Source organism: Rhodospirillaceae bacterium, from assembly GCA_018660465.1.
Taxonomy (GTDB): domain Bacteria; phylum Pseudomonadota; class Alphaproteobacteria; order Rhodospirillales; family JABJKH01; genus JABJKH01.
The window spans coordinates 62,979-89,433 of record JABJKH010000075.1 but is presented as its reverse complement, the minus strand read 5'-3'; the positions used below and the strand labels follow the sequence as shown (position 1 = coordinate 89,433).

General features: G+C 51.8%; 24 protein-coding genes. 21 read left to right on the top strand and 3 right to left on the bottom strand.

What is annotated here, in order from left to right; genetic code table 11:
- Positions 1 to 17 precede the first annotated feature (17 nt).
- From mutS to HOM51_11960, 6 genes are all read left to right on the top strand, one after another.
- The gene (mutS, locus tag HOM51_11985; GenBank protein ID MBT5035226.1) at positions 18 to 2,750 is read left to right on the top strand and encodes a DNA mismatch repair protein MutS; all 2,733 of its coding nucleotides are present in this window, start codon (positions 18 to 20) and stop codon (positions 2,748 to 2,750) included.
- Between the two features lie 78 nt (positions 2,751 to 2,828).
- Positions 2,829 to 5,612 carry a [protein-PII] uridylyltransferase gene (locus HOM51_11980; protein ID MBT5035225.1) on the top strand — a complete coding sequence of 928 codons (2,784 nt, stop codon included), beginning with the start codon at positions 2,829 to 2,831 and terminating at the stop codon, positions 5,610 to 5,612.
- A 45-nt stretch (positions 5,613 to 5,657) separates the two neighbouring features.
- The gene (gene cheB, locus HOM51_11975; protein MBT5035224.1) at positions 5,658 to 6,791 is read left to right on the top strand and encodes a chemotaxis-specific protein-glutamate methyltransferase CheB; all 1,134 of its coding nucleotides are present in this window, start codon (positions 5,658 to 5,660) and stop codon (positions 6,789 to 6,791) included.
- A gap of 73 nt (positions 6,792 to 6,864) precedes the next feature.
- Positions 6,865 to 8,424 (top strand): murein biosynthesis integral membrane protein MurJ, encoded by a 1,560-nt coding sequence (gene murJ, locus HOM51_11970; GenBank protein MBT5035223.1) that lies wholly within the window; start codon positions 6,865 to 6,867, stop codon positions 8,422 to 8,424.
- Positions 8,425 to 8,505: 81 nt separating this feature from the next.
- Positions 8,506 to 9,504 (top strand): tryptophan--tRNA ligase, encoded by a 999-nt coding sequence (trpS, locus tag HOM51_11965; GenBank protein MBT5035222.1) that lies wholly within the window; start codon positions 8,506 to 8,508, stop codon positions 9,502 to 9,504.
- A gap of 326 nt (positions 9,505 to 9,830) precedes the next feature.
- On the top strand, positions 9,831 to 10,805 hold the full coding sequence (locus HOM51_11960) for a hypothetical protein (protein ID MBT5035221.1): 975 nt from the start codon (positions 9,831 to 9,833) through the stop codon (positions 10,803 to 10,805).
- 36 nt (positions 10,806 to 10,841) lie between these two features.
- On the opposite strand, the gene HOM51_11955 is transcribed toward HOM51_11960, so the two are convergent.
- Together HOM51_11955 and ddpX are read right to left on the bottom strand one after the other, a co-directional pair.
- Entirely contained in the window at positions 10,842 to 11,900 is a 1,059-nt protein-coding gene (locus HOM51_11955) for a polysaccharide deacetylase family protein (GenBank protein MBT5035220.1), read from the bottom strand.
- 59 nt (positions 11,901 to 11,959) lie between these two features.
- Positions 11,960 to 12,511, bottom strand: coding sequence for a D-alanyl-D-alanine dipeptidase (gene ddpX, locus HOM51_11950; protein MBT5035219.1), 552 nt, complete (start codon positions 12,509 to 12,511; stop codon positions 11,960 to 11,962).
- 95 nt (positions 12,512 to 12,606) lie between these two features.
- Between ddpX and tsaB the strand changes: the two genes are divergently transcribed.
- Both tsaB and HOM51_11940 read left to right on the top strand, forming a co-directional pair.
- A complete protein-coding gene (gene tsaB / locus HOM51_11945) occupies positions 12,607 to 13,281 on the top strand; it encodes a tRNA (adenosine(37)-N6)-threonylcarbamoyltransferase complex dimerization subunit type 1 TsaB (GenBank protein MBT5035218.1) in 675 nt (224 codons plus the stop codon).
- Between the two features lie 12 nt (positions 13,282 to 13,293).
- A complete protein-coding gene (locus HOM51_11940) occupies positions 13,294 to 13,737 on the top strand; it encodes a GNAT family N-acetyltransferase (GenBank protein MBT5035217.1) in 444 nt (147 codons plus the stop codon).
- Here HOM51_11940 and HOM51_11935 read toward each other — a convergent pair.
- Positions 13,734 to 14,015, bottom strand: coding sequence for a sulfurtransferase TusA family protein (locus HOM51_11935; GenBank protein ID MBT5035216.1), 282 nt, complete (start codon positions 14,013 to 14,015; stop codon positions 13,734 to 13,736). The genes HOM51_11940 and HOM51_11935 overlap by 4 nt on opposite strands.
- A gap of 71 nt (positions 14,016 to 14,086) precedes the next feature.
- On the opposite strand from HOM51_11935, the gene HOM51_11930 reads away from it, so the two are divergent.
- From HOM51_11930 to HOM51_11870, 13 genes are all read left to right on the top strand, one after another.
- Positions 14,087 to 14,506, top strand: coding sequence for a MucR family transcriptional regulator (locus HOM51_11930; GenBank protein ID MBT5035215.1), 420 nt, complete (start codon positions 14,087 to 14,089; stop codon positions 14,504 to 14,506).
- Positions 14,507 to 14,572: 66 nt separating this feature from the next.
- A complete protein-coding gene (locus HOM51_11925) occupies positions 14,573 to 14,998 on the top strand; it encodes a transcriptional repressor (GenBank protein MBT5035214.1) in 426 nt (141 codons plus the stop codon).
- 211 nt (positions 14,999 to 15,209) lie between these two features.
- Positions 15,210 to 16,616 (top strand): tRNA (N6-isopentenyl adenosine(37)-C2)-methylthiotransferase MiaB, encoded by a 1,407-nt coding sequence (miaB, locus tag HOM51_11920; protein MBT5035213.1) that lies wholly within the window; start codon positions 15,210 to 15,212, stop codon positions 16,614 to 16,616.
- Positions 16,613 to 17,656, top strand: coding sequence for a PhoH family protein (locus HOM51_11915; protein ID MBT5035212.1), 1,044 nt, complete (start codon positions 16,613 to 16,615; stop codon positions 17,654 to 17,656). Before miaB ends, HOM51_11915 begins: the two co-directional genes overlap by 4 nt.
- Positions 17,646 to 18,206: an rRNA maturation RNase YbeY gene (ybeY, locus tag HOM51_11910; GenBank protein MBT5035211.1), complete on the top strand. Its 561-nt coding sequence runs from the start codon at positions 17,646 to 17,648 to the stop codon at positions 18,204 to 18,206. The genes HOM51_11915 and ybeY overlap by 11 nt, the downstream gene beginning before the upstream one ends.
- A gap of 10 nt (positions 18,207 to 18,216) precedes the next feature.
- Positions 18,217 to 19,125 (top strand): HlyC/CorC family transporter, encoded by a 909-nt coding sequence (locus HOM51_11905; GenBank protein MBT5035210.1) that lies wholly within the window; start codon positions 18,217 to 18,219, stop codon positions 19,123 to 19,125.
- A complete protein-coding gene (gene lnt / locus HOM51_11900) occupies positions 19,125 to 20,696 on the top strand; it encodes an apolipoprotein N-acyltransferase (protein MBT5035209.1) in 1,572 nt (523 codons plus the stop codon). The genes HOM51_11905 and lnt overlap by 1 nt, the downstream gene beginning before the upstream one ends.
- 156 nt (positions 20,697 to 20,852) lie before the next feature.
- Positions 20,853 to 21,353 carry a helix-turn-helix domain-containing protein gene (locus HOM51_11895; GenBank protein MBT5035208.1) on the top strand — a complete coding sequence of 167 codons (501 nt, stop codon included), beginning with the start codon at positions 20,853 to 20,855 and terminating at the stop codon, positions 21,351 to 21,353.
- Positions 21,354 to 21,576: 223 nt separating this feature from the next.
- Positions 21,577 to 22,749 carry a methionine adenosyltransferase gene (locus HOM51_11890; protein ID MBT5035207.1) on the top strand — a complete coding sequence of 391 codons (1,173 nt, stop codon included), beginning with the start codon at positions 21,577 to 21,579 and terminating at the stop codon, positions 22,747 to 22,749.
- Positions 22,721 to 23,467, top strand: a complete 747-nt coding sequence (gene trmB, locus HOM51_11885) for a tRNA (guanosine(46)-N7)-methyltransferase TrmB (GenBank protein ID MBT5035206.1) — start codon at positions 22,721 to 22,723, stop codon at positions 23,465 to 23,467. The genes HOM51_11890 and trmB overlap by 29 nt, the downstream gene beginning before the upstream one ends.
- Positions 23,468 to 23,651: 184 nt before the next feature.
- On the top strand, positions 23,652 to 24,137 hold the full coding sequence (gene rimP / locus HOM51_11880) for a ribosome maturation factor RimP (GenBank protein ID MBT5035205.1): 486 nt from the start codon (positions 23,652 to 23,654) through the stop codon (positions 24,135 to 24,137).
- 5 nt (positions 24,138 to 24,142) lie between these two features.
- Entirely contained in the window at positions 24,143 to 25,741 is a 1,599-nt protein-coding gene (nusA, locus tag HOM51_11875) for a transcription termination/antitermination protein NusA (GenBank protein ID MBT5035204.1), read from the top strand.
- A gap of 28 nt (positions 25,742 to 25,769) precedes the next feature.
- The gene (locus tag HOM51_11870) at positions 25,770 to 26,408 is read left to right on the top strand and encodes an RNA-binding protein (protein MBT5035203.1); all 639 of its coding nucleotides are present in this window, start codon (positions 25,770 to 25,772) and stop codon (positions 26,406 to 26,408) included.
- Positions 26,409 to 26,455: the final 47 nt, after the last annotated feature.

Below are 26,455 nucleotides of genomic sequence, written 5' to 3'. Positions count from 1 at the left end.
TTGGGTGCCTCTGTGTTATGGTCCCGGCGAATAATTTTAATCTCAAGAGAACAATACTAATCGTGCACGAGCCCATACCAGATAAAACGCCACCCAGCAGCAAAAGTGCCGCCGTGACGCCAATGATGACGCAGTTTATGGCGATTAAGCACGAGCATCCGGAAGGCTTGCTGTTTTATCGAATGGGGGATTTCTATGAAATGTTCTTCGACGATGCGGTTCAGGCGGCGGAAGCCCTCGACATCACCCTGACCAAACGCGGCAAGCATCTGGGTGAAGACATCCCCATGTGTGGGGTGCCGGTCCATAGTCACGAGTCTTACTTACAGCGCCTCATTCGTAAGGGATTTAAGGTCTGCGTTTGTGAGCAAAGCGAAGACCCGGCGGAAGCGAAAAAACGTGGTAACAAGTCAGTCGTCCGACGCGACGTTGTTCGGGTAGTGACTCCGGGGACCTTGACCGAAGATACCTTGTTAGATGCCCGCCGGCACAATTATTTGGCCGCGTGTGCAGAGGCTCGGGGTGGACTGGGACTGGCATGGATTGATGTTTCCACCGGTGATTTTCACACTCAACCCGTGGATGCAGGCATCTTGGCGGCAGCTTTAACAAGGGTCGCGCCCGGCGAACTTTTGGTCTCCGACAAGCTGATCCAGAAGCCTGAATTGTTTGATGTGTTTGGCATTTGGTCGGACAAGCTCTCGCCTATGCCCGCAGCCCGCTTCGATAGTACCAATGGTCGCAAGCGGTTGGAGTCTCTTTTTGATGTAACGTCTTTAGACGGCTTTGGTGATTTCACGTTACCCGAGGTCGCAGCCGCAGGTGCTTTGATCGATTATGTGGAGCTTACTCAAAAAGGGCGATTGCCGCGCATTGGCCGTTTGCAGCGTTTAAGCCAGGGCGCTGTGATGGAAATTGATGCGGCGACCCGGCGGAATTTGGAACTGACCGAAACTTTATCTGGTGAACGCCAGGGCTGTTTGATCAATGTCATTGATCGCACCGTGACGGGAGCCGGCGCACGACTTTTGGCCTCCCGCATGGCGGCACCACTGACCGATGTTACAGCCATCGATGCACGGCTTGATCTGGTGCGGTTTTTTGTCGATTCGGAACGTTTGCGCGGCGATGTGCGGGGGCATCTAAAACAATGCCCGGATGTAGAGCGGGCTTTATCCCGGATTACGCTGGACCGGGGCGGCCCCCGGGATTTGGCTGGCATTAAAACCGGTCTTGCGCTCACCGCTGAATTACGCGCCGCGTTCGAAGGGGGCGGTCTGGCGGGACAGCCGCATGAGCTGGAACAATGCCTAGAAGACTTGGGCTTTCATGGTGAATTGGTCGACCGCCTCAACAGGGCATTGGCACCGGACTTGCCGATCTATGCCCGCGATGGCGGCTTCATTGCCGAGGGGTATTCGGCGGAGCTGGATGAGTTCCGCACGCTCCGTGATGAGAGCCGGAGACTTATCGCTGGATTGCAAGCAGGCTACGTTGAGCAGACCGGTGTCTCTACCCTAAAAGTCAAACATAACAATGTGCTGGGCTACTTTATCGAAGTGCCTGCTAAACAAGGAGACAACGTTCCATCCGGTGCCGAAGACCCGTTTATCCATCGCCAGACCATGGCCAACGCGGTTCGTTTCACGACGGTTGAATTGGGTGAGTTAGAGACCAAAATCGCCCGCGCTGCGGATCGGGCCGTAGCGCTGGAATTGGGATTGTTCGAAGACCTTGTGAACGAAGTTAAAGGCCGGGTTGAGGAAATCGCCTTGGCTGCGAATGCCTTGGCGCGGCTTGATGTGGGCGCTGCGCTGGCCGAGCTTGCTGTCGATGGTCGTTATTGCCGGCCCGAGTTGAGCACAGGCACGGAATTCGAAATTGCTGAGGGGCGGCATCCTGTGGTTGAGGTGGCGCTTAAGCAGACAGGGCAGTCAGCGTTTGTGGCCAACAATTGTGATCTGGCGACGGACGGCCAACTGTGGCTGCTGACCGGTCCGAATATGGCCGGTAAAAGTACTTTTTTGCGGCAAAATGCGTTGATTGCGATCCTCGCCCAAATGGGGGCATATGTGCCCGCAGGTTCGGCAAAGATCGGCATCGTTGATCGGTTATTTTCCCGGGTCGGTGCGGCCGATGATTTAGCCCGCGGTCAGTCCACGTTCATGGTGGAAATGGTCGAAACCGCCGCCATCTTACACCAGGCGACAGCGCGTTCGCTGGTTATCTTAGATGAAATCGGACGCGGAACCGCGACGTTTGATGGGCTTTCCATTGCTTGGGCGGTGGTTGAGCATCTCCACGAAGTCAATAAATCCCGCGCCCTGTTTGCCACGCATTATCACGAATTGACCGCATTGGCCGATAAATTGGACGGCCTCGCCTGCCATACCATGCGGGTTAAGGAATGGCAGGGGGATGTCGTTTTCCTGCACGAAGTAGGTGCCGGGTCTGCAGACCGATCCTATGGCATCCATGTCGGAAAGTTGGCCGGACTGCCCAGTAGCGTTGTTTCCCGCTCAAAACAAATCCTGGAAACCATTGAAAAGGGAGAACAATCTGCAACGGTCACACGTTTAGCGGACGACCTTCCCTTGTTTGCCGTCGTTCAAGAAGAGGCCGCCCGTGTGTTAGCACCAACCGGACCGTCGCCGGTGGAGGAAGAGCTTCGTGACATCAGCGCAGATGAACTGACACCCCGCGAAGCCCTGGACCTGATCTATCGTCTCAAGGGCCTGTTAAGCGGCTAACCATCACTGCTCGCTATACATTATATTTCTATATAAGATGACGACGCAGATAATTGGACGGAAATACTTAGATAAACAATGGCACGGGTTCCAAAAAAGAAACAAATCATTGATCGGAAGGCCTTGGTCGGCGAATTGGAAGATTTGGTCGGCTGGTCGGGGTACACGTCGAAAACTCAAGGCCAGGTTCTGGCGATCTTCAAAACCTATTTGAAGACTGGATTCGATGAAGTCCGCCGTCGCTTCGAAGAAGAGAACATCTCTGGCGACGAAGCTGTGCGGTCAAATTCGTTTTTGATCGACCAATTGGTTCTGAGCATTCACGACTTTGCCATCCAGCACGTTTACCCGATGGCCAATCCAACCACCGGTGAACAAATATCAGTAGCGGCGACAGGCGGCTACGGCCGACAAGAAATGGCACCGCATTCGGATATCGATCTTTTATTCCTGCTGCCCTACAAAAAGACGGCCCATTCCGAACAAATCATCGAATTCATGCTTTATATGCTGTGGGACTTGGGGTTGAAGGTTGGGCATGCGACCCGGTCGGTGGATGAAAGCATCCGCTTGGCTCGCCAAGACCTGACCATTTGTACAAGCCTGCTGGAATGCCGTTGGCTGATGGGCGGCGAACAGCTTTACCGTGACTTCAAACTGCGATTTGCCGAGGAAGTCGTTGCCAAGGATCAACTTGGATTTACCGATGCTAAACTTGAAGAACGTGACAAGCGTCATGCCTCCATGGGGGATACCCGTTATGTGCTGGAGCCTAATATTAAAGAAGGCAAAGGCGGCCTCAGGGATCTACAAACTTTGTTTTGGATCGCCAAGTTTATTTACAAGGTGGACGATGTTAGCCAACTGGTAGACCTGGGTGTTTTAACAACTGCCGATGCCAAACTGTTCGCCAAGGCACAAAATTTTCTGTGGACCGTTCGGTGTCACCTTCATTATTTGGTCGGCCGACCAGAAGAGCGACTGAGCTTCGATGTGCAGAACGAATTGGCGGGCCGCATGTCGTATACAGATCGCGCTGGCATGAAGGGTGTCGAGCGCTTCATGAAATATTATTTTCTCATTGCTAAGGATGTTGGCGACCTGACGCGAATCCTTTGCGCGGTCTTGGAAGATCAGCAAAAAAAACGCGGCTTCAAACTGCCGTCTCTTTCGTTCTCCCGAATGAAAATTGACGGCTTTCAGGTCGATAGCGGGCGCCTGAATGTCGAAGGGGCTGAAGATTTTAAATCCGACCCGATAAAGTTCATCCGACTATTTTATGAAGCCCAGAAGCATGATCTGGATATTCATCCGCAGGCGCTGCGCTGGGTGAAACAAAGTTTGAAATGTATCGACAAATTGTTGCGCAATGATCCGGAAGCAAATCGGCTGTTCGTCGAAATTCTAACATCTCAGAAAGATCCGCAAATTACCCTGATGCGTATGAACGAAGCCGGAGTCCTGGGGCGTTTTATCCCTGACTTCGGGCGGGTCGTCGCGCAGATGCAATATGACATGTATCATGTGTATACCGTTGATGAACATACCATACGCGCCATTGGTACGCTTTACAGTATTGAGCAGGGAAAGTTGCAAATAGAGCACCCTCTGACCAGTGGCGTCATTCGCGAAATCCAGTCTCGACGCGTGCTCTACTTGGCAGTCCTGTTGCACGATATCGCCAAGGGGCGGGGCGGCAGTCATTCGGAAATTGGTGCCGAAATTGCGCTGAAATTATGCCCTCGGATGGGGCTCAATGAATGGGAAACAGAAACCGTATCCTGGCTGGTCCTGAACCATTTACGGATGACGAACACAGCTTTCAAACGTGACCTTGAGGACCCAAAGACGATCAGTGATTTTGCCGATGCGATTCAGTCACCGGAGCGACTTAGGTTGCTGTTGGTGTTATCGGTTGCTGACGTTCGTGCGGTTGGCCCCAATGTGTGGAATGCCTGGAAAGCGGGCCTGTTGCGGGACCTTTATTACCGGACTCTCGAAGTTCTGACGGGTGGCGCTCCGGCTGAACAACGGGCCAGCCGAGTGGCGCGTGCCAAGGAACGTCTGCGTGACTCGCTCAGCGGATGGACCGAACCTGAAATTGAGGCCCATCTGGCGCGCGGATATGATAATTATTGGCTGACATTCCCGGCAGATTCTCACATCCATCATGCGGAACTTATCCGCCAGGCTGAAACGAAGGGTTTAAATCTGCACATTGAAACGCGGGTTCTAGCGGATTCGGCGGTGACTGAATTGGTTATCTATACAGCTGATGATCCCGGATTGTTTTCACGCATTGCCGGTGCCATAGCCTTGGCGGGAGCCCCCATTGTTGATGCTAAAATTATGACAATGTCTAATGGCATGGCCCTGGATACGTTTTGGATTCAAGATGTTCAGGGGGGCGCATTTGAAAGTCCTGAGCGCTTGAAAAAACTTCACAACCGAATTGAAGAGGCGTTGTCAGGGCAGATAAACATTGCCCAGGAACTAGAGCTGCTGCGCGATCATGCACCGCCCAAGCGCACGCGGGTGTTCAAAGTGCCACCCCATGTTTTGGTGGACAATAAACTCAGCCGCACTCACACTGTTATTGAATTAAATGGGCGAAATCGGGTTGGTCTTTTACACGATGTAACCGCCGCAATTACCGCTTTGGGTTTACAAATTGCCAGTGCCCATATTTCCACATACGGCGTTCGGGTCGTTGACGTGTTTTACGTGAAGGATATTTTCGGTTTGAAAGTAGAGAACAAAGAAAAACATGAAGCGATTCGAAAATCTCTTTTAGTCGTTTTGTCGCCCCCAATAGCCTCCTCGGGTAGCGACGCCGAGCAAAACGCTGCTGCGGCAGAATGAAATATATTATTGAATTAAATCAAATGATGTTGCGAATTTAAACTTATGGCTCTTCCAAGTACTCCACCGACGTCCCGTTCCAGCAGAAGTTCCTTGGGCAGTTCTGTGGGGGGGCACAGCACAAATATTATTGTCGCAGGCAAGTCCGAGGTTGTTTGTAAACCGATTTTAGAATCTCTCAAAACGATGGCTGGCGCTGAGGTCGTCGCCCAGCCGGTAACAGGTAGTTTGGTTCCGGGTCGCTTGAGACAAGGACATGTTGACGTGGTGGTGATGGATATCGGCATGCCGGAAATAGATGGCCTTAGAGCAATTCCAAATATGTTGAAAGTTGACCCAGACCTCAAGATCATCATGGTGGCGACTCTAACGTTTCGAAACGTAAAGATTATTATGGATGGACTCGTGGCGGGGGCCGTTGAAATCGTTACGTTGCCGGTGAGCCGCCATAAAAAAAGCATCGATTCTAAATTTAGGTTAGAACTGACATCGAAAATTAAGGCGCTTGCTCGGGTGCGCCGTCGCCGGTCGGATGCCAAGCGAACTATTGTAGCCCCGGTAAAACCTAAAATTCAGCTGCGTGAACCATCGTCCAAACGCCCCGAGATTATTGCCATAGGTTCTTCGACCGGGGGCCCGCGGGTCTTGGTCTCGTTGTTTGAGCAGTTGCCTCCGGTAATTCCTCAGCCAATTCTTATCACTCAGCACATGCCAGCGTCTTTTATGACCCAAATGGCGGGGCATATCACAAAAGCTGGAAAATGGGTTTGTGAATTAGCGAAAGACGGTGAGGAACTGAAAAGTGGCCGTGTTTACTTGGCCCCTGGCGATGTCCATATGACGGTTGCGGGGAATTCGATAAGGAAGAGAATTCGGCTGACCGATGATCCTCCCGTTAATTACTGTCGGCCCGCAGTGGATCCGATGTTTACGAGCCTTGCGAAAGTGTATGGCCCTCGGGTCCTGGGCATAATTTTCACGGGCATGGGACGGGACGGGTTGGCCGGATCGCGTAAAATTGTTGAAGCAGGCGGCACCGTGATTGCGCAGGATGAAGAGTCAAGTATCGTTTGGGGTATGCCAGCCGCAGTTGCTGAAGCAGGGATTTGCAGCAAGGTTGATACACCGGAAGCCTTACTTACGTTTATTTTAAATTTTGCTCGCAAAAATGACGGTTAAGGGGAGGTATCCCGAAAGTGGGGCGTGCTTCCAGCGCCTTTTCGCCGCCATAAAATTCCGATAAACATCATTAATGGGTCTTTTGCGCGCCATTGCCACGGTGGGCGGCTTCACCTTGATCAGCCGCATTCTGGGGTTTGTCCGTGATATTCTGATTGCCGCTATACTCGGTGCCGGAGTGTTGGCGGACGTATTTTTTGTCGCCTTTAAATTTCCAAATTTATTCCGCAGGCTTTTTGCCGAAGGCGCTTTCAACGCGGCGTTCGTGCCCATTTTTACTGGATTGAATGAATCTGAAGGTAGGGACTCGGCTAAGCTATTTGCAGAAGAAGCGCTCAGCGGACTTTTTTGGGTGTTGCTGTTATTTATTGCTTTAATAGAAATCGCCATGCCGTTGGCTATGCTGGCTTTTGCACCGGGGTTCACGGCTGATTCTGAGAAATTTGACCTCGCCGTGTTGCTCACGCGAATTACATTTCCCTATTTGCTGTTTGTGTCGTTGGTGTCGTTGATGGGCGGCGTGCTCAATTCCTTGGATCGTTTTGCGGCCGCAGCGGCGACCCCCATTTTGCTGAACATTTGTTTGATCGGGGCCATTCTTTTGTTGGCACCCTTGGTTGAGACGGCTGCACATGCCCTGGCTTGGGGCGTTGCAGCAGCGGGGGTCGTGCAGTTTATCTGGCTCTATACGGCGTGTTCTCGGATTGGTATGACGTTTAAATTCCGGCGCCCGCGCCTCACGCCCCGGGTCAGGGAGTTATTGGTTAAGATGTTGCCGTTGGCCCTTGGCGCGGGCCTGTATCAAGTAAATTTGTTGATCGATACGATCATCGCATCATTGCTGCCGTCCGGATCAATTTCTTACCTTTTCTTTGCAGATCGGGTGAACCAGCTGCCGTTGGGTGTGATTGGGTTGGCGGTGGGCACGGCACTATTGCCGTTGCTATCCCGCCAAGTTCGTAATGGCGCAGAAGCAGAAGCCTTGCACAGTCAGAACCGGGCGTTGGAATTTTCCCTGCTCCTGACTCTGCCTGCAGCAGCAGCCCTGATGGTGATTTCACTGCCGGTCATTTCTGTTCTGTTTGAAAGAGGGGAATTTGGGGGCGCGCAATCACAGGCGACGGCGGCGGCGTTGGCAGTTTATGCCGCTGGATTGCCTGCGTATGTTGCCGTTAAAGCGCTGGCTCCCGGCTTCTTTGCACGTGGTGACACGGCAACGCCCATCAAGGTTGGGGCGATCTGCATGTTGGTCAACTTGGCGCTCAACCTGGCATTAATGAAACCATTGCTGCATGTCGGAATCGCGGCCGCAACAGCCATATCGGCTTGGCTGAATGTGATTATATTATCGATCATTCTTAAAAACCGGGGACACCTGCAACCCGACGTCCGCCTTAAAAGCCGATTGCCCCGTGCAATTCTAGCAAGCATCGGCATGGGAGTTGTCTTGTGGGCAGTGCTGCCTTTGCTGCAACCGTTCTTGAATGGCGGATTAATGGAGAAGGTCACGGCGCTGGCGCTCTTAGTCATTGGCGGTGCCACAGTCTTCGGTGGTCTTGCGCAATTACTAGGTGCTGCGTCTTATCAGGATATCAAAAGCCTTAGAAGAGCGGATAATTTGCCCTCCCCTTGACCCGCCGTTGATCAGGCGGCATAACTCCGCCGCTTTCATCTCGGGCAAAATAATGACCTGGGAAAAGGGAAAGGCCTTGATATGAAGCGTATTTTTTCTGGTGTGCAGCCGACAGGTAATCTCCATTTGGGGAATTATCTTGGTGCGATCCGCAATTGGGTTCGACTGCAAGACGAATTTGAGTGTCTTTTTTGTCTGGTGGATTTGCACGCGATAACCGTGTGGCAGGACCCCGCTGAACTCCGCGCGAATACACGGGAAGTCGCGGCCGGGCTTTTAGCGTCAGGCTTGGACCCAAAACGCAATATTATTTTTAATCAAAGCCAAGTGTCCGGCCATGCGGAACTGGCGTGGATATTGAACTGTATTGCGCGCATGGGTTGGCTGAACCGCATGACTCAGTTTAAGGAAAAAGCTGGGAAAAATCGCGAAAACGCCTCCATCGGGTTGTTCGCCTATCCCAATTTGATGGCGGCAGATATCCTGCTTTATAAGGCAACCCACGTTCCGGTCGGTGACGATCAAAAGCAGCATCTGGAATTAACCCGCGACATCGCACAGAAGTTTAACGCCGATTTTGGAGTTGATCTGTTTCCAGAAGTAGAGCCGCTGATTTTAGGCGAAGCGACCCGAGTGATGTCTTTGCGGGACGGCTCCAATAAAATGAGCAAATCTGATCCGTCAGATAATTCCCGAATTAACATGATTGATGAGCCGGATACGATCGCGCGGAAAATTCGGAAAGCAAAGACCGACCCTCATCCTTTGCCAGATAGTCCAGACGGGCTAGAGGGCCGACCCGAAGCTGCAAACCTCATGGGCATATATGCGGCGTTGGATGATTGTTCGGTTGAGGATGTTTGCCAGCGTTTTGGCGGCGGGCAATTCTCGACCTTCAAGCAGGATCTCGCGGATTTGGCAGTTGCGCACTTCACGCCAATTCAAGAAGAAATGCGACGGATCATGGCAGACCCGGCGTATGTCGACGGAATTTTGCGTCAGGGGATCGACCGCGCCAATGATATCTCCTCACCAATCCTGCGTGAGATTCAAGAAGTGGTCGGGTTCTTGCATCCCTAAGCTATACTTAAAATTTCTATTCAGGATCAACTCTCTGCTGGAATGTTCTAAGAAAGCCGTTTCGGTTGCATTCGTTCGATCCAGATTAAGGCACGAGATTTGAATTAGTTTAATGCCGTTAGGTGGTAAATTTACAACTAGATTTCAGGTCTATAATCCGATAGACAATCAGCCATAGCTGGCCCTTTGGTTCCGTCTCCGTCTAGTTGGCACTGCGGAGAATTTGACGAAATAGATATTGTATTTAACGACGGAAGGGCCAAGTTTTGTGAGGGAGATATTTCGATTTGAAGATGGAATTGGCCTCACAGGAATTCCCAGAGAAAATGTTTTTTGAACGTAGCGCACTTTTAATCGTCGGTGCTTTCGTTGTCGCATTTGCTGCCATGGGGTGGTTGCGGCCACCGGATAGCATGACCTCGTCACCCAAGAGCGTTTGGGCGTTGTTGAATTTTACAACGGCATCGAGCGAGAATGCGGATGGCTTGCAGGGCGTGGTCTTGGGCGGTGGCGTTTTGACCCACACGACGACACGCACTCTATCGGCTGCGTTCGATCGATTGGGGTATGACTGGACTGCTGTTCAAAAATCCGAGCGTGCCGTTCCACGGGTGTTTTTGGCAAGCATGCCCCATGATCTCAGCCAAATTCGCCAAGTCAAAATTCGGAAGGCTATCTTTTTCAAGACGATGCTACCGCTAATTTTGCAAGCGAACGAAGAAATAATGGCGGACCGCCGCCGACTTTGGCAGATGCATTACGAAATTTCTCTGGGTCAAACGCCAATTGCAAAAGACAGACTTTGGCTGGCGGTCATGGCGGATCGTTATCGGGTCAAGCGGGGCGACATCGCCAAGTTGTTGAAGCGGGTCGATGTTATTCCGCCATCGATGGCATTGGCGCAGGCGGCTGAAGAAAGTGGCTGGGGTACGTCCCGATTTGCCCGCGAGGGTAATGCGATATTTGGCCAGTGGACCTTCTCGGAAATTGGCGATCTTGTTCCCCACAAACGCGATGCAGGCAAAAGCCACAAGGTCAGGGCGTTCAGGAGCTTATTGGATTCTGTACGTGCCTATACTCTCAACATAAACGGACATAGGGCCTATCGTGAATTCCGCAGACTTCGGGCAGAAATGCGTGGGGCAGGGGCACCTCTGGAAGGTGACGTGCTGATCGGTAAGCTTCAGCGGTATTCCGAAAGGGGCAAAAAATACGTTGAAGTTATTCGCGGAATTATCCGATTTAATAAGCTTCAACATTTTGATGGTGCGAAATTAGGCGCGTTCGGAACGAAGGCCTAATGCCAAGTATCTCTAATAAAGACTTGGTATAAATTTCTATTTCACAAAGAACTGTCGTCCCAGCCAATACCAACGATTGCCTTTGCCGCGCGCTGTACAGTTAAGCCGCGTGCGTCCTCTTGGGAATGGCTTGCCGGACCGGATCTCAATTCGGATATCACCCAAGCGCTCTAGCTTCACTTTACCGATCCTTGAAATATAACAGGCCAAATGTTTTGGTCCCGGATAGTTGGGGAGGACGGTAAATCCCATGGCGGGCGGATTCGTCGTTCCAATTAACGAATCAGCAGGTGTTATATCGGTGACAGGCAGGGCTAAGGCGTTCGCCCCGAGCTTGAACCGATCAAGGCTGCCGTATTTTTCACTCAGCGCAAAACGCGGCAGATAGAAGAAATTTGATGTTGTATGGGCGACACCGGAGTGCTGCCCAAAGGCGGCGGCAAAGCCGGATGATTGAGCCAACTTCTCCAGCGCTTGACTGCTTTCACCATAGGGATACGCAAAAAGCGATGGGGCCCGACCCAGTTCTTTCTCGAAGCGTGCCCGAGCATTGCGAATTTCCCACATATTAGAATTCATATCTTTGCGCGGGAGGTGCGAATGATGGACCGTATGATGACCAATGGTGACGCCTGCGGTCGCAACCTCGCGAATTTGGTCCCATGTCATATATCCGCCTTGCTTGCGGTCGGCGGCATTGGTGGAAACAAAAAGCGTGACCGGAAAGCCAGCCTTTTTTAAACGCGGCCATGCTTTTTTGTAGAACGACCGATACGCATCATCAATGGTAAGGCCAACAGTTCGGTCCGGCAGCGCCCGCTTTTCTTTAAGCCGAGCAACGATCTCTGGAACCGGCAGCACCGTGTAAGGACCAGCCTTAAGCTCGGCCAGATGTGCTTCAAACTGAGAAAGTTTGATGTTTGTTGAGGGAAATTTTTCTTCCCCGAAACGGTGATACATGAAAATGACAGCAGAATCACCGGCCACGGCAACGGGAATTTCAGGAACGAGAACGAGCGCCCCGGCACCTAACAGCACTGAAACCGCTTTAGTTAGGACCGTCCCGATTGTTGATCGAATCGTTTTTCGTTTCATACCTGCTCAAATACACGGAATAGGTTAAAAATTCAAAAAAATCCCTTTAATGATAGAAGTCACATCATGCCTTGAGGTAATACGCTATCGCTCAGCACCGGAAAACGGCGGCTATCGAACATTTGATAATGCCACCATTCGTTCCGATAAAAATCCCACCCGGCTGTGGTCATAAGCCCCATCAGAAGCATTCGATTTTTCTGTGCCGTGATGGATACATCTTGATTGCCGTGATGGGAAAGAGGCGTGAACGCGTCGAACCCAGTACCCATGTCAAGCTCTCGCCCCGACCCATCGATCAGCGTCAGATCAATCGCAGCCCCCCTTGAATGCGGCGACCCTCGGCGTGGATCAGCGAGAAATTCAGGGTCTGGGGTATGGTTCCATAATGCCCACTGTGCTTCTGACGGGCGGAAGGCATCAAAAATCTTCAACTGAAAGCCCTGCCGAGCGGCAAGATCAATTGCTTCACGCAATAAAATCTCGGCATCTGGATGCAAGTAACAAGCAGCCCGCCCGTACACAGGAGCGGCAGTAAAATTTTCAGGTGTGGCATAGGCGATAGACACCTCGACTCCATGGCTGGCGGGGGTAATTTCAATGAGCGTCATGACTTTACATCAGTCTCCTTTAGGGGCCATATGCGTAAGTATACTGGGACCGGCGCGCAACAAAAGGGACGAAAGCTAAAGTGCGAATATTGGCAATGGATACCTCGACCGTCGGCTGTTCGGCAGCACTTTGGCGCGACGGTGGAATAGTCGCCGGGCGCTGGGCAGAAATGGCACGAGGTCAATCTGAAGCCCTGGTCCCAATGGTCCAAGATGTCATGATTGAGGCGAAGCACGCATATAAGGATTTGGACGCAGTGGCTGTTACGGTTGGGCCGGGGGCCTTCACCGGACTCCGCATTGGATTGGCTGCAGCACGCGGCATGGCTTTGGCCTTAGGCGTGCCCTGTTTGGGCGTAACGACTTTGGAAACCATCGCCCATGGTGTGGACAAGGCGGCGCGATCGGGGCGTAATCTTTTGACGGCTCTCGATACAAAACGCAGAGACATATACGTACAGGCATTTGACCAAGGTCTCGAACCAATTGGCCCGGCGGCAGCGGTTGCCTTAGAGGCGGTGAGAGATTTTGTCCCAAAGGGTTCGGTTGTAATTGCTGGGGACGTGGCAGAACGTGTTGCCGGCGTACTCGAAAAAGATTTCACCGATTTCACGATAGCGCCTGGGCCGGGCATTCCGGATGCAGCTGTTGTCGCGGAAATTGTTGCCGCTCGTTGGCATCTGGGTCAGGACGCCCCTTTACCGGAACCTCTGTACCTGAGATCCCCAGATGCAAAACTGCCCAAAGATGGCGGACGGTTGCGGGTCTGAATGGGGCAAAATTTGATTAAAATTTTGCCATGTTTGTCAGCGCACAGCGCTGTTGTATCCACGCTCCATGGTGCTTGCTTTGATGAGGTTTGGAACGAAGTGGCAGTGAATAAAATTTTGTCCATGCCGGGCGTAATTGGATTTCTGGGATGCCACGAGAATGATCCTTGCGGATTTATAATTGGCCGGGTTGCTGCGGACGAGGCAGAAATTATTACTTTAGGTGTTATTCCACCTTGGCGTGACAAAGGGGCTGCAAGTTTATTACTGGAGGCTTTTCTTGGAGAGGCATTAGCCCAAGGTGCTGGTGCTGTGTATTTGGAGGTTGCTGACGACAATACTGCTGCACGCGCCCTCTATACGACCGCCGAATTCCAAGAGGCTGGCCGCAGACGTAATTATTATCGACGGGACAACGGCCGCGAGGACGCGTTGATTCTAAGGAAGAAAATCTAAGACTCTTCTTTTTGAACAATTAGGTTATGAATACCGTCTGCCGGGGCGGCCGGGTCTTCGGGTTCCAGAGACAAAATTGTATGGCCCATTTCATTTACGGACCGGGGTACATTCTCAAGTGGCTCCGTGCCGCAAAGGCGAACCCGAGCAATCTGTCCGGGTTGCATTTTTTCAATAAGTAATTTGGTTTTTACGAAAGTTAACGGGCATATTTCTTTCGTTATATCAATAACAAAATCAAATTGTATGTCTTCAGAAGTGTTCACAAGTTGTTTCATGTAAAGTTATTGCCTCTTTTACGAATGTTATTTATAACGTAGCGAATAAAGGGATAGGGAAATAACATTCAATGAGTGATTCAATAAGTGCAAATGAGATTTTAGAACTAACTACTGACATCGTTTCTGCCCATGTTGCAAATAATAAGGTTCCGACGACCGAACTGCCACAGTTGATTCAAGATGTGTATCAAACTCTGCTTGGCGTCAGCAATGGGGCACAAGGCCAAGAACGTCCCCGTCCGGCTGTTCCGGTAAAAAAGTCAGTATTTCCAGACTATATCGTCTGTTTGGAAGACGGAAAAAAGCTGAAAATGCTCAAGCGCCATCTGAAAACGGCCTACGGCATGAGCCCTGAAGAATATCGCGAGCGCTGGGGCCTGACACCTGATTATCCAATGGTGGCTCCAAATTATGCCAAACATCGGAGTAACCTGGCGAAAAAGATTGGTTTGGGGACAAAACCTCGCAAACGTGGTTTAAAAAATTAAAATTTGTTTGATTTCGTGTAGACTGCGCAATAGTTCTGTTACAACAGAGTAATCTTGAGGGTCGCAATGTCCAAGCTATCGCGCATCGAACAAAGTTGTATAGATAAGGGCATGAAAATGACTGAGCAGCGCCGTGTTATCGCACGGGTGCTGTCAGATGCCGAAGACCATCCGGATGTTGAAGAGGTTTATCGTCGGTCTTCTCAAATGGACCCGAAAATCAGTATCGCGACGGTTTACCGGACTGTGCGGCTTTTTGAAGAAGCGGAAATTCTTGATCGGCATGATTTTGGCGACGGTCGTGCACGATACGAAGAGGCATCGAGCGACCATCATGATCACTTAATTGATATAAATTCGAGCCACGTAATCGAGTTTCAAAATGATGAGATCGAGGCTCTTCAGGAAAAAATTGCGCGCGAACATGGCTTTCGGTTGGTGGGGCACCGGTTGGAGCTTTATGGCGTGCCGTTAAAACCTTCTGAGAAATAACCGGCGAAAATGGTCGGCGAAAAACGAAGGTCAGTCCCGCAACAACGCATGATGATAATCGAGGCCTTGGCTTGAAATTCGACGAATAGAATGCTATCTTTTCAAGCACATAAACACCTTTTTTGGAGGGTCCGGTAGAACGGATGATTATACGCCTTACGGTTTTAGCCGACCGCCCTGTGTGCCCGCCCCATGAAGTAGCGCGGTAATTTTGGCGAAAAAACTCCACATCAGAACCTACGGATGCCAAATGAACGTTTACGACTCTGCCCGTATGGCGGATGTCCTGGCGCCAGTTGGCTATGCCGTTTCGGATCAGGTCGATGGTGCCGACATGGTCATTCTGAACACCTGTCATATCCGAGAAAAAGCGGCTGAGAAGGTTTATTCCGAACTTGGTCGCTTGCGCAATCTTAAAGCCGTCCGGGAACAAGAAGGCGGCCAAATGATTTTGGCGGTCGCCGGCTGTGTTGCGCAGGCAGAGGGCGAAGAAATTCTGCGACGGGCGCCTTATGTGGATATGGTTTTTGGTCCGCAAACTTATCACCGGCTGCCGGAAATGGTGGTTCGGGCCAGTCGTGCCGCGGGTGCTGTGCTGGATATCGATTTTCCGGCTGAATCGAAATTTGATCATTTACCCAGTCATGTGCAGCAGGTGGGCCATACGGAGCTAGCGAACAAGTCCGCTTTTTTGACCATTCAAGAAGGCTGCGACAAGTTCTGCACGTTCTGTGTCGTCCCCTATACTCGGGGCGCAGAATTTTCACGACCCGTCGAAGAAGTTCTTCGAGAAGCTCAGCGCTTGGCGGAAGACGGCGTCAGCGAGATCACGCTTCTCGGTCAAAATGTGAATTGCTATCACGGCTCTGCAACGGAGGGCAGCGAATGGGGCCTCGGAAGACTCATTGAAGCTGTTGCCGACATTAGCGGCGTTGAAAGAATTCGCTATACGACTTCTTATCCGGCCTATGTCGACGATGCATTGATTGCCGCGCACAGAGACGTCCCCAAACTGATGCCGTATTTGCATCTGCCGGTTCAGTCAGGATCGGACCGTATTTTGCAGGCCATGAACCGCCAACACGGCGCAAAAGATTATCGTGGGCTCGTGGCACGATTGCGGGGTGCGCGCCCTGATATTGCGCTCTCATCCGATTTTATTGTTGGGTTTCCAGGGGAAACGGAAATCGATTTTCACGAAACCCTGACCTTGGTTGAAGATATTGAATTCGCACAGGCGTATTCGTTTAAGTACAGCCCCAGACCAGGAACGCCAGCGGCGCTGCTCGAAAACCAAGTCGATGAAGATATCAAGGTCGAACGCCTGGCTCGTCTGCAAGAAGTGCTTAATCGTCAACAGCTGGTCTTTAACGAAAATTGCGTTGGTAAGGCCCTTCCCGTTTTATTGGATCGCAAAGGACGCGAACCGGGTCAGTTGGTCGGTCGCAGCCCCTATATGCAGGCGGTTCATACAGAAGGCTCCGACGACCTTCTCGGCACAATTGTGAATTTAATGGTTACCGATGGCTATGCGAACAGCCTCCGTGCTGAAGCGATTTTGGATCAATCCGGCCAAACAATTTCAACCCAAACTAATTCAGAAAGGGTTTGTGCATGACACCTCCGGCTAAACATTCGGCCTTGTCAAAATCGACTGAAACTTCTGTTGACCTGTCGTTTGCGGATAATAATTTGGCGCTCGAATTGTTCGGATCTCATCATGCGAACTTGGCTCGGGTTGAACAGGCTGTGGACGTCAAAATTTTTGCCCGCGGTAATACGGTCGCGGTTTCCGGCTCTGTGGACGCCGTTTCTGCTGCGGTCTCTGTTCTCAACGGCCTTTATGAACGTTTGGAGCGCGGCAATGCAGTTGGTCCGGACGAGGTCGATGCGGTCTTGCGTATGGCCCTTGCCGACGGTGGCGATGTGCGCGATGCAGACCTGACAATTCGCACCCGGCGAAAACACATTTCACCGCGCTCTTCAATGCAGGCGACGTATTTGCGGGCCATCGAGGACAATGACTTGGTGTTTGGTTTAGGACCTGCGGGAACCGGCAAAACCTACTTGGCTGTGGCCAAGGCGGTGGAAAAATTAATGAAGGGGGAGGTGGATCGGTTGATCCTATCGCGCCCCGCAGTGGAGGCCGGGGAGAACTTAGGATTCTTGCCGGGCGATATGCGGGAAAAAGTTGATCCCTATTTGCGACCGCTCTACGACGCCATTGATGACATGATGCCGCCCGATCAAGTGGCCAAGCGCATGGAGTCGGGCGAAATTGAAATTGCACCCTTGGCGTTCATGCGCGGGCGCACGCTTTCCAATGCGTTTGTGATCTTGGACGAAGCACAAAATACAACGGCCGTACAGATGAAGATGTTTCTGACTCGGTTGGGAGAAAACGCGCGCATGGTCGTCACCGGCGATCTCAGCCAGGTCGACTTGCCGCGCGGTGTTCGCTCTGGCCTGCGCGATGCTTTGGATGTGTTGCAGGACGTGGACGGAATTTCATTCGTGCACTTCAGCGAAAAGGATGTCGTGCGTCATCGCTTGGTCACGAGAATCGTAAAAGCTTATGATTCAATCGAAAACAATCGGCACGCCTCAGCCCGGTACGAACATACGACAAAGCAGAGCAGTTCCGACGATGACAAATAATGTAGACGTATTGGTTTCCATCACCTGTGACGGATGGATCGACGCCTTGGCCGAGGCTGAGGATGTGTGCAAGGCGGCAGCCTTGGTGGCAATGGAAGTCGGGCCGACACCGGATGTTGCAGAGTCTCTTGAAAGCCTTCTACCGCGGCTACCGTATTTGGCGGAGACCCCTCGGGAAATAAGTATACTTTTAACTGACGATGCGTTTATTACAGGTCTTAACCGGGACTACCGCAACAAAGACGAACCCACAAACGTGCTGTCGTTTTCTAACTTTGGCAAAGGCATTGAATTGCCGGAACTGCCGGAAGAAGAAACACTGATATACGGCGACGTGGTGGTTGCCTTGGAAACAGTTACAAAAGAGGCTGATGCGCAGGGGAAAAGTCTCGCCGGCCATCTAAGTCATATGATCGTTCACGGCGTGCTGCATTTATTGGGGTATGATCATGAAGAAGTCTCAGAAGCCGAAAAAATGGAGACACTAGAAACGCGGATACTTGGGTCCTTGGGGTTTGATAATCCACACACGACGGCAAGCGGGAACTGAACCGAAAACTATGAATAATCCGACGTCATCGGGTCCTGTCAATCAATCGACCTCTAACCAAGGAGGTCGGTCAGTCGGTGACTGGCTGCGCCGGGTGCTTGGTCTGCGCAATGGCGAAAGCACGGTGCGCGATACCCTCGAAGAATTGATCGAGGAGCGTGAGGAAGCCGAAGCTCCGATTGATGCGGAAGAAAAAGTCCTGCTCGCCAACATCCTAGAACTTCGTGGCCAGACCGTCTTCGACGTTATGGTGCCCCGGGTCGACATAACTGCGGTGGATGTGCAGTCATCGCTCGCTGAGCTGATCAGTGTCATGACTAAAGAGGCGCATTCGCGGGTGCCCATTTACCGAGATAACTTGGACCACGTGACCGGCATGGTTCATATTAAAGATGTGCTCGCTTGGCGCGGCGAAGATGCGGCGTTTAGCCTACCAAAAATTTTGCGCAAGGTGTTGTTTGTCTCACCGTCGATGCAGGTGTTGGAACTGCTGCTGGAGATGCGCGCGAAGCGAACTCACATGGCCATGGTTGTTGATGAATATGGCGGCGTTGATGGCCTTGTGACGATTGAAGACCTGGTCGAAGAAATCGTTGGCGAGATTGAGGACGAACACGACCAAACCGAAGAACCAGAATTGGTTCAGCGCCCGGATGGTTCGTTTGATGCCGACGCCCGGGCTGTACTGGAAGAACTGCAAGACGTTCTGAAACCCATCATGGGGGAAGAAGAATGGGAAGATTCACAAACCTTAGGGGGACTCGTCGTGGATTTGGCCGGTCGTGTGCCGATCCGGGGCGAACTTATTACCCATTCATCTGGCATTGAATTTCAAATCCTCGATGCCGACCCGCGCCGTCTAAAACGGGTGCGGGTGCGGGGAGCTAAACAAGAGTCTCAATCCGAACCAGAAGATTAATGGCATTTCTCGCTGGCATAACCCGGCTAAAAGGGGCCTTAATCTCAACCACAGGTTGGCGGCGACGGGGTGTGGCTTTTTGCTTGGGAGTTCTGGCAACCGGCGCTTTGCCACCGGTGCATTTCGTATTTCTTTTGATTCCAGCATTTGTCGGTCTGATTTGGCTGATTGATGCGAGTCCGCGTCCGCGTCAGGCGTTTGCTATCGGGTGGTGGTTCGGACTTGGCCATGCTGTGTCTGGATATTACTGGGTGTCGGCGGCGTTATTGGTTTTTCCGGATCAATTTGGCTGGATGATTCCCTTCGCCGTGTTTGGCCTGGGCGCGGTGATGGGAATGTTTCCAGCCCTAACAGTATTGGTTTGTCGCGTCGTAAACCTTCGTGGCATGGCGCGCATTATTTTGTTCGCGGTCGTATGGACGCTGTTGGAGTGGGTGCGGTCGTGGATATTTACCGGGCTCCCTTGGAACTTGTTGGGAACAGTCTGGACTATTTCAGATACGATGATCCAAGGCGCATCTGTCTTTGGGGTATACGGGCTAAGTTTCATTACCATTATTGCAGCAGCTGTTCCGGCTGTTTTGACAGATGGTGCCCTGCGTGCACGGGGCCGCGCGGTTCCAATCCTCGCGGCCTATGTCGCGCTCGGTGTGGTCTGGGCCGGCGGCGGGCTAAGATTGGCGAATGCGCCATCGGATAATGTGGAGGGGGTCACCCTCCGTCTGGTGCAGCCGAATATCGATCAGCGAATAAAGTGGCATCCTCAGCACCGTCGCAGCCACGTGGTTCGCCAATTACAAATGAGCGCCGCTCAGTCGAAAACCGGCCCAGCGCCGACACATATCATATGGGCAGAAACCGCAGTTCCCTATTTTCTCGCCCGCGAGAAAGCTTTGATGACGGCAATTGGGGGCATTACTCCAGCTGGTGGACTGACCATCACCGGGGCCATTCGGGGTAACGATAATTCAGACACCGGCAGGCAGATTTGGAACAGCCTTCACGCGATCAATTCTCACGGCGATATAGCCGGGACCTATGACAAATTTCACTTGGTGCCTTTTGGAGAATACGTGCCCTTTAGTTCAATTTTAAAAATTTCAAAACTAACCGCCGGCCGAACCGATTTTACGCCCGGGTCCGGGTTGTCCACGCTCAAATTACCAGGTCTTCCGCCAGTCGGGCCGCTCATTTGTTACGAGGTTATATTTCCCGGTGCCGTGGTTGATAGCAGAGACCGTCCAGATTGGTTATTGAATTTAACCAATGATGGTTGGTACGGCCATTCTTCTGGACCGTATCAGCATTTTGCCTCGGCGCGTCTCAGGGCAGTGGAAGAAGGGCTTCCCCTCGTGCGCGTCGCCAATACCGGAATTTCGGGGGTGGTAGATGGGTATGGCCGAATACTCGCTCGCTTGGACCTCGGCGTTTCCGGTGTTCTCGATAGCCCTTTGCCTAAGAAATTTTTTGGAACAACTTTCTATGCTCAGTGGGGTGATATGCCTTTGATTTTGCTGCTGGTTGTCTGTGGCGGCTTGGCTATTTTTACGCGAAAACCAAATCAAGCCTAACAATCCTATTTACCAAATTTGCGTAAATAAGATATGATTATGTCTAATGTAATCGCTCGGCTGGGCGGTTGACCTGTTGGGGTGAAATCAAATATCGTACATCTGCATACTGTTGTATGTACGTTCCTCTGTCATTGAAAAGCGTATTTGAAGCAAATGAAAAAATCGATACCTAAGCGCACCAAAAAACAACGCGCGCCTACCCGGCTTGCCCGAGAAAAAATCCTCCCGCTTGGGACGCCTAACCCTATTGACGTTCATGTTGGAAGCCGAGTTCGGCTGCGCAGAACACTATTGGGGCTAAGCCAAGAAAAATTGGGCGAGACGGTAAATTTAACGTTCCAGCAAATTCAAAAATATGAACGCGGCGCCAACCGAATCGGCTCAAGCCGACTCTACGAACTCGGCCGAATTTTGGATGTCCCGGTATCGTTTTTCTTCGATGACATGCCGGATGATGTTCAAGCATTCGGTGGCGGGCGGAATCGTACCCGCGGCATGGCGGATCAAGCGCAAGCCGCAATTGAACCTGATCCTTTGGCCCGGCGCGAAACCCTAGAACTGGTTCGCGCCTATTACCGGATTACCGATGAACAAGTCCGTAAGCGTTTGTTTGAACTAACCAAAACGTTGGCAAAGGCAGAAGACGGCGAATAACCCTATAAAATTTATGGCGTGTCTAACTGTCAAAATATCTTGACGCCTGCCTGAAACACTGTAAAACCCCGGCCAATCCCGTTTCCTGAAAAGGGGCGGCGTGGATAGATTTGGACTACTTGCCACCACGTTAAAAAAGGCTCTAAGTGGGCTCGATAATAACGGATCGTCCGTTACAGCCCCTGGTCCAGTTGGACAGACCATTTTAAAAAGGGGACTAACGATGTCACGACCCGATTATCTATTCACGAGCGAATCCGTTTCTGAAGGCCATCCCGATAAAGTCAGCGACAGAGTTTCAGATTCTGTACTCGACCGCTTGCTGAGCTTGGATCCGCATTCCCGCGCCGGTGTTGAAACCCTCTGCACGACAAACAAGGTTGTTTTGGCGGGCGAAATTCGCGGACCGGAAGCGGTCACCAAAGATATTATGGAAGAAATTGCCCGTAACTGCGTGAAGGAAATTGGCTACGAGCAAGACGGTTTTCATTGGAAAAATATGGACGTCGAAGTTTTGGTTCATGCGCAATCGGCGGATATCGCCCAAGGCGTGGATGCGGCCGGTAACAAAGACGAAGGTGCCGGCGACCAAGGCATGATGTTCGGTTACGCATGTCGGGAAACGGATGTTCTGATGCCGGCACCTATTCATTATTCCCACGCAATTTTGCGGTCAATGGCAGAAGCCCGGCATTCAGGTGCTGCAACTGGGTTGTTGCCTGATTCCAAAAGCCAGGTGACGTTGCTCTATGTTGATGGCATGCCAGTTAAGGCGACATCGGTTGTTGTTTCGACCCAACATACCGAAGACATGACCCAAGATGCTATCCGCGAACTTGTCCGCCCCCATGTGGAAAACGTATTGCCCGAAGGTTGGATGTGTCCGGAAGAAGAATTTTACGTTAACCCGACGGGTCGTTTCGTTATTGGCGGACCTGATGGAGACGCTGGCTTGACCGGTCGTAAGATTATTGTCGATACCTATGGCGGCGCGGCCCTGCATGGCGGCGGCGCATTCTCGGGTAAAGACCCTTCCAAGGTAGACCGTTCAGCAGCTTACGGCGCACGTTACCTTGCGAAGAACGTGGTTGCTGCTGAATTGGCAGACCGTTGCACGATCCAGCTGGCCTATGCCATCGGCGTTTCCAAACCCTTGTCGGTCTACGTCGATACCCATGGAACCAGCAAGGTTGCGGAAGATAAATTGGCGGCGGCCCTGCAAGAAGTTATGGATCTTTCGCCGCGCGGCATTCGCGAACAACTGAAGATGAACCGCCCAATCTACGCACGGACATCGGCCTATGGCCACTTTGGCCGTGAGCCTGACAGTGATGGTGGTTTTTCATGGGAACGCACGGATCTGGTCGATGACCTCAAATCCGCCGTTAACGCGTAGCACCAAAGGGAAGCCCGAGTCCGGTTCTCCACAATTTTACGGTCGGCGTGGAGGCCATAAGCTTCGAGCGGGGCGGCAAAAGCTCGTCGACGAATTGCTGCCCCAAATCAGCCTCGCGTCAACTGTCGAACAAATCGATCTCGTGTCGGAATTTGGTGCCGCCATGCGAGATATTTGGCTCGAAGTCGGTTTTGGAGCAGGCGAGCACCTCGCAGCCCAAGCACAGGCGAATCCCGATATTGGGTTTATAGGATGCGAGCCCTTTATCAACGGCGTTGCGACCCTGCTGGCCCAAATTGATCAGCATAAACTGACCAATATCCGAATCTTTGAAGATGATGCGCGACGTTTACTGCCGCGGTTGCCGGAAGGTGCTATTGGTCGTGGATTTGTTCTATTTTCCGACCCTTGGCCCAAAACCCGCCATCATCGACGCCGATTTATTGAGCCAGACAACTTGGATGCGCTGGCGCGGGTGTTAAAGGATGGTGCAGATCTACGATTCGCAAGTGATCACACGGGCTATGTTTCGTGGGCACTGGAGCATGTTACCCGGCATCCTGGCTTTGAATGGCCCGTGCGTTCTTTCCGAGACTGGCGCCAGACGCCGAACGACTGGGTCCAAACTCGTTATGAGTCAAAGGCCTTGGCCCGTGGCGAGGCCTGCGCCTATTTACGCTTTTGCCGCACGGTTCGGGCAAACAAAACACTGGATTAAACCTTGAATCAGGAGCCTTTGGGGGTATATAAGACGGGCGTTGGTTTTGATTTGATTTCTCTTGGCTCAACTAAACAAGTCTGTTCGGTTTCGTGAGGTGGGTCTCAGGCCCGCCTTTTTGCTTATTTTGAGCTAGGCAATCGATGCAGGGCAAGTGAGTCGTAATAGCGACAAAGGCGATGATATGGCGGGTCTTTCAGACCGGGTCGAGACGAGAATTACACCGACCATTGAGTCGATGGGCTACGATATTGTTCGGATCCAAATTACCGGCTCTGAACAATTGGTATTACAGGTCATGGTGGAACGCCACGACGAAAAGCAGTTGGATGTTGAAGATTGTGCCTCCGTTAGTCGGGCAATCTCAGCGCTGATGGATGTAGATGATCCGATTGACAACGCCTATACGCTGGAAGTGAGTTCGCCGGGGCTTGATCGGCCATTGGTACGGCCCGAGGACTTTGATCGGTTCGCCGGCTACGAGGCTAAGGTCGAAGCAGAACGCCTGATTGAGGGGCGTAAAAAATTCAGAGGCCGTTTGATTGGCCTCGAACAAGACGTGGTAAAAATTTCGGTCGACAATACGGTGATGGAGGTCCCATTTGTCGACATTAAGCGAGCAAAACTAATTCTTACGGATGAGTTAATCGCCCGAGCTGAAGGACATTGATGACAATGAATGAGACCTCACAGGCAAACGCTGTTCATGCCCGCCCAGAACTTTTGCAAGTTGCAGAAGCCGTGGCACGGGATAAAGGTATCGAACAGGACGAAGTTCTGGAAGCCATGGAAGAAGCCATCCAAAAGGCGGGCCGCTCCAAATACGGCCATGAACATGATATTCGCGCCAATATTGACCGCACAAACGGTCAAATTGCCCTCGCCCGCTACCGGGAAGTGGCTGAGGAAATAGAAAACGACGCAATTCAGATCACCCTTGAGGACGCGCAACGGGAAAAATCCGATGCCGTCATCGGCGATTTTCTAATTGATCCGTTGCCACCAATTGATTTTGGCCGCATTGCCGCGCAGACCGCAAAGCAAGTGATCGTCCAAAAAGTTCGCGACGCCGAACGCAAACGCCAGTACGAAGAATACAAGGACCGTACCGGCGAAGTGGTCAATGGATTGGTCAAACGAATCGAGTTCGGCAATGTTATTGTCGATCTGGGCCGGGCCGAGGCATTACTACGACGCGACGAATCAATCCCTCGCGAACATTTTGCTAATGGTGATCGGGTGCGTGGCTATATCGTCGATGTATGCGAAGAACCGCGCGGTCCACAGATTCTCCTCTCCCGAACCCATCCGCAATTTATGGCCAAATTATTTGCCCAGGAAGTGCCGGAAATCTATGACGGCATTATTGAAATTCAGTCGGTTGCCCGTGATCCGGGATCGCGTGCGAAAATCGCCGTGATTTCCCATGATTCGAGCATTGATCCGGTAGGACCTTGTATTGGTATGCGCGGCTCGCGTGTTCAGGCTGTGGTCGGTGAATTACAAGGCGAGAAAATCGACATCATTCAATGGTCGGCTGATCCGGCAACCTTTATCGTTAATGCCTTAGCGCCGGCAGAAGTTGCTAAGGTCGTTTTGGATGAAGAAGCCAACCGGATTGAAGTCGTTGTTCCTGACGAACAGCTCAGTTTGGCCATCGGCCGCCGCGGGCAAAACGTGCGTTTGGCCTCTCAATTGTCGGGCTGGGATATTGACATCCTGACCGAAGACGAAGAATCAGACCGTCGTACAGAAGAATTCCGTAATCGCTCACAGATGTTTATCGATGCTTTGGATGTGGACGACGTCATAGCCCATTTGTTGGTGACGGAAGGTTTTACCGAGATCGAAGAAGTTGCCTTCGTACCCCTTGAAGACCTCTCCACGATTGAAGGGTTCAGTGAAGAAGTCGCCAATGAATTACGGGAGCGTGCACGCGCGCACCTGTCCAAGGTTGACGAAGAATTTGCCGACAAGGCCAAGGAACTTGGCATGACGGAAGACCTGATAAAATTTGAAGGTCTAAAGCCGAACCTTATTTCTCTGGTGGGTGATAAGGGTATTAAAACCCTGGATGATTTGGCCGACTTGGCGGGCGATGAGTTGATTGAAATGTTGCCACCGGGCTCGCTCACCGCAGATGAAGCCAACGACGTTATCATGGCGGCGCGGGCGCATTGGTTTGAAGATGAAGAAGCGCCAGAAAATGATGGCGAAGGTGAAGGCGATAGTGATGGTGAGGAAAGTACCGATAGCGGTACCGAAGACGCTTAAATTAGGCAGTAAACAAATGGTTCCTTTAATGGCTGAACATATAGAGCCTGAAAACTCTGGTGACCATGCCCCTGATCAGGGGGCTGGCCCTGTGCGTCGGTGCATCGTTAGCGGGGAACTGCTTGTTAAGGAAGAAATGGTTCGATTCGTCGTTGGTCCTGGGAATGAAATCGTTCCTGATATTCAGGCCCGCTTACCAGGACGGGGAATTTGGCTGAGCGCAAAGCGAACAGTGGTTGAAACGGCCTGCAAGAAAAATCTGTTTGCCAAGGCAGCGCGACGCTCGGTTCGGTTGCCTGATGACTTGGCGAACCAAGTTGAAAAATTAATGAGCCAACGGTGTTTGAATTTGTTAGGTTTGGCGCGCCGTGCGGGCGAAGTTGTGGCAGGATTTGAGAAGGCAACGGCGTGTTTGCGCCGGGGCGAAGGTGCAGCACTCTTGGCCGCGAATGATGCTTCGGCGGCAGGCAAGAATAAGGTCAACGCTTTGGCTCCAGACCTTGTCAGGCTTGAGGCCTTTAGCGGCGATGAACTTGGTGCCGCGTTGGGGCGGGCGACGGCTGTGCATGTGGTTTTAACCCATGGACGTTTGGCCGAGCGATTGACAGTTGAGATTGCACGCCTGATCGATTATCGAGGCGAAATTGATGCGAGTTCCACGGTTTAGCGTGGCGAGAAACAACGGCATCCGGATTTAAGAGTAGAACGGAATAA

Bases quoted from the DNA above. Each gene is read 5' to 3' on its own strand.
- mutS (MBT5035226.1), top strand. From the start codon at position 18: ATGGTCCCGGCGAATAATTTTAATCTCAAGAGAACAATACTAATCGTG.
- HOM51_11980 (MBT5035225.1), top strand. From the start codon at position 2,829: ATGGCACGGGTTCCAAAAAAGAAACAAATCATTGATCGGAAGGCCTTG.
- cheB (MBT5035224.1), top strand. From the start codon at position 5,658: ATGGCTCTTCCAAGTACTCCACCGACGTCCCGTTCCAGCAGAAGTTCC.
- murJ (MBT5035223.1), top strand. From the start codon at position 6,865: ATGGGTCTTTTGCGCGCCATTGCCACGGTGGGCGGCTTCACCTTGATC.
- trpS (MBT5035222.1), top strand. From the start codon at position 8,506: ATGAAGCGTATTTTTTCTGGTGTGCAGCCGACAGGTAATCTCCATTTG.
- HOM51_11960 (MBT5035221.1), top strand. From the start codon at position 9,831: ATGTTTTTTGAACGTAGCGCACTTTTAATCGTCGGTGCTTTCGTTGTC.
- HOM51_11955 (MBT5035220.1), bottom strand. From the start codon at position 11,900: ATGAAACGAAAAACGATTCGATCAACAATCGGGACGGTCCTAACTAAA.
- ddpX (MBT5035219.1), bottom strand. From the start codon at position 12,511: ATGACGCTCATTGAAATTACCCCCGCCAGCCATGGAGTCGAGGTGTCT.
- tsaB (MBT5035218.1), top strand. From the start codon at position 12,607: ATGGATACCTCGACCGTCGGCTGTTCGGCAGCACTTTGGCGCGACGGT.
- HOM51_11935 (MBT5035216.1), bottom strand. From the start codon at position 14,015: ATGAAACAACTTGTGAACACTTCTGAAGACATACAATTTGATTTTGTT.
- HOM51_11930 (MBT5035215.1), top strand. From the start codon at position 14,087: ATGAGTGATTCAATAAGTGCAAATGAGATTTTAGAACTAACTACTGAC.
- HOM51_11925 (MBT5035214.1), top strand. From the start codon at position 14,573: ATGTCCAAGCTATCGCGCATCGAACAAAGTTGTATAGATAAGGGCATG.
- HOM51_11915 (MBT5035212.1), top strand. From the start codon at position 16,613: ATGACACCTCCGGCTAAACATTCGGCCTTGTCAAAATCGACTGAAACT.
- ybeY (MBT5035211.1), top strand. From the start codon at position 17,646: ATGACAAATAATGTAGACGTATTGGTTTCCATCACCTGTGACGGATGG.
- HOM51_11905 (MBT5035210.1), top strand. From the start codon at position 18,217: ATGAATAATCCGACGTCATCGGGTCCTGTCAATCAATCGACCTCTAAC.
- lnt (MBT5035209.1), top strand. From the start codon at position 19,125: ATGGCATTTCTCGCTGGCATAACCCGGCTAAAAGGGGCCTTAATCTCA.
- HOM51_11895 (MBT5035208.1), top strand. From the start codon at position 20,853: ATGAAAAAATCGATACCTAAGCGCACCAAAAAACAACGCGCGCCTACC.
- HOM51_11890 (MBT5035207.1), top strand. From the start codon at position 21,577: ATGTCACGACCCGATTATCTATTCACGAGCGAATCCGTTTCTGAAGGC.
- trmB (MBT5035206.1), top strand. From the start codon at position 22,721: ATGACCTCAAATCCGCCGTTAACGCGTAGCACCAAAGGGAAGCCCGAG.
- rimP (MBT5035205.1), top strand. From the start codon at position 23,652: ATGGCGGGTCTTTCAGACCGGGTCGAGACGAGAATTACACCGACCATT.
- nusA (MBT5035204.1), top strand. From the start codon at position 24,143: ATGAATGAGACCTCACAGGCAAACGCTGTTCATGCCCGCCCAGAACTT.
- HOM51_11870 (MBT5035203.1), top strand. From the start codon at position 25,770: ATGGCTGAACATATAGAGCCTGAAAACTCTGGTGACCATGCCCCTGAT.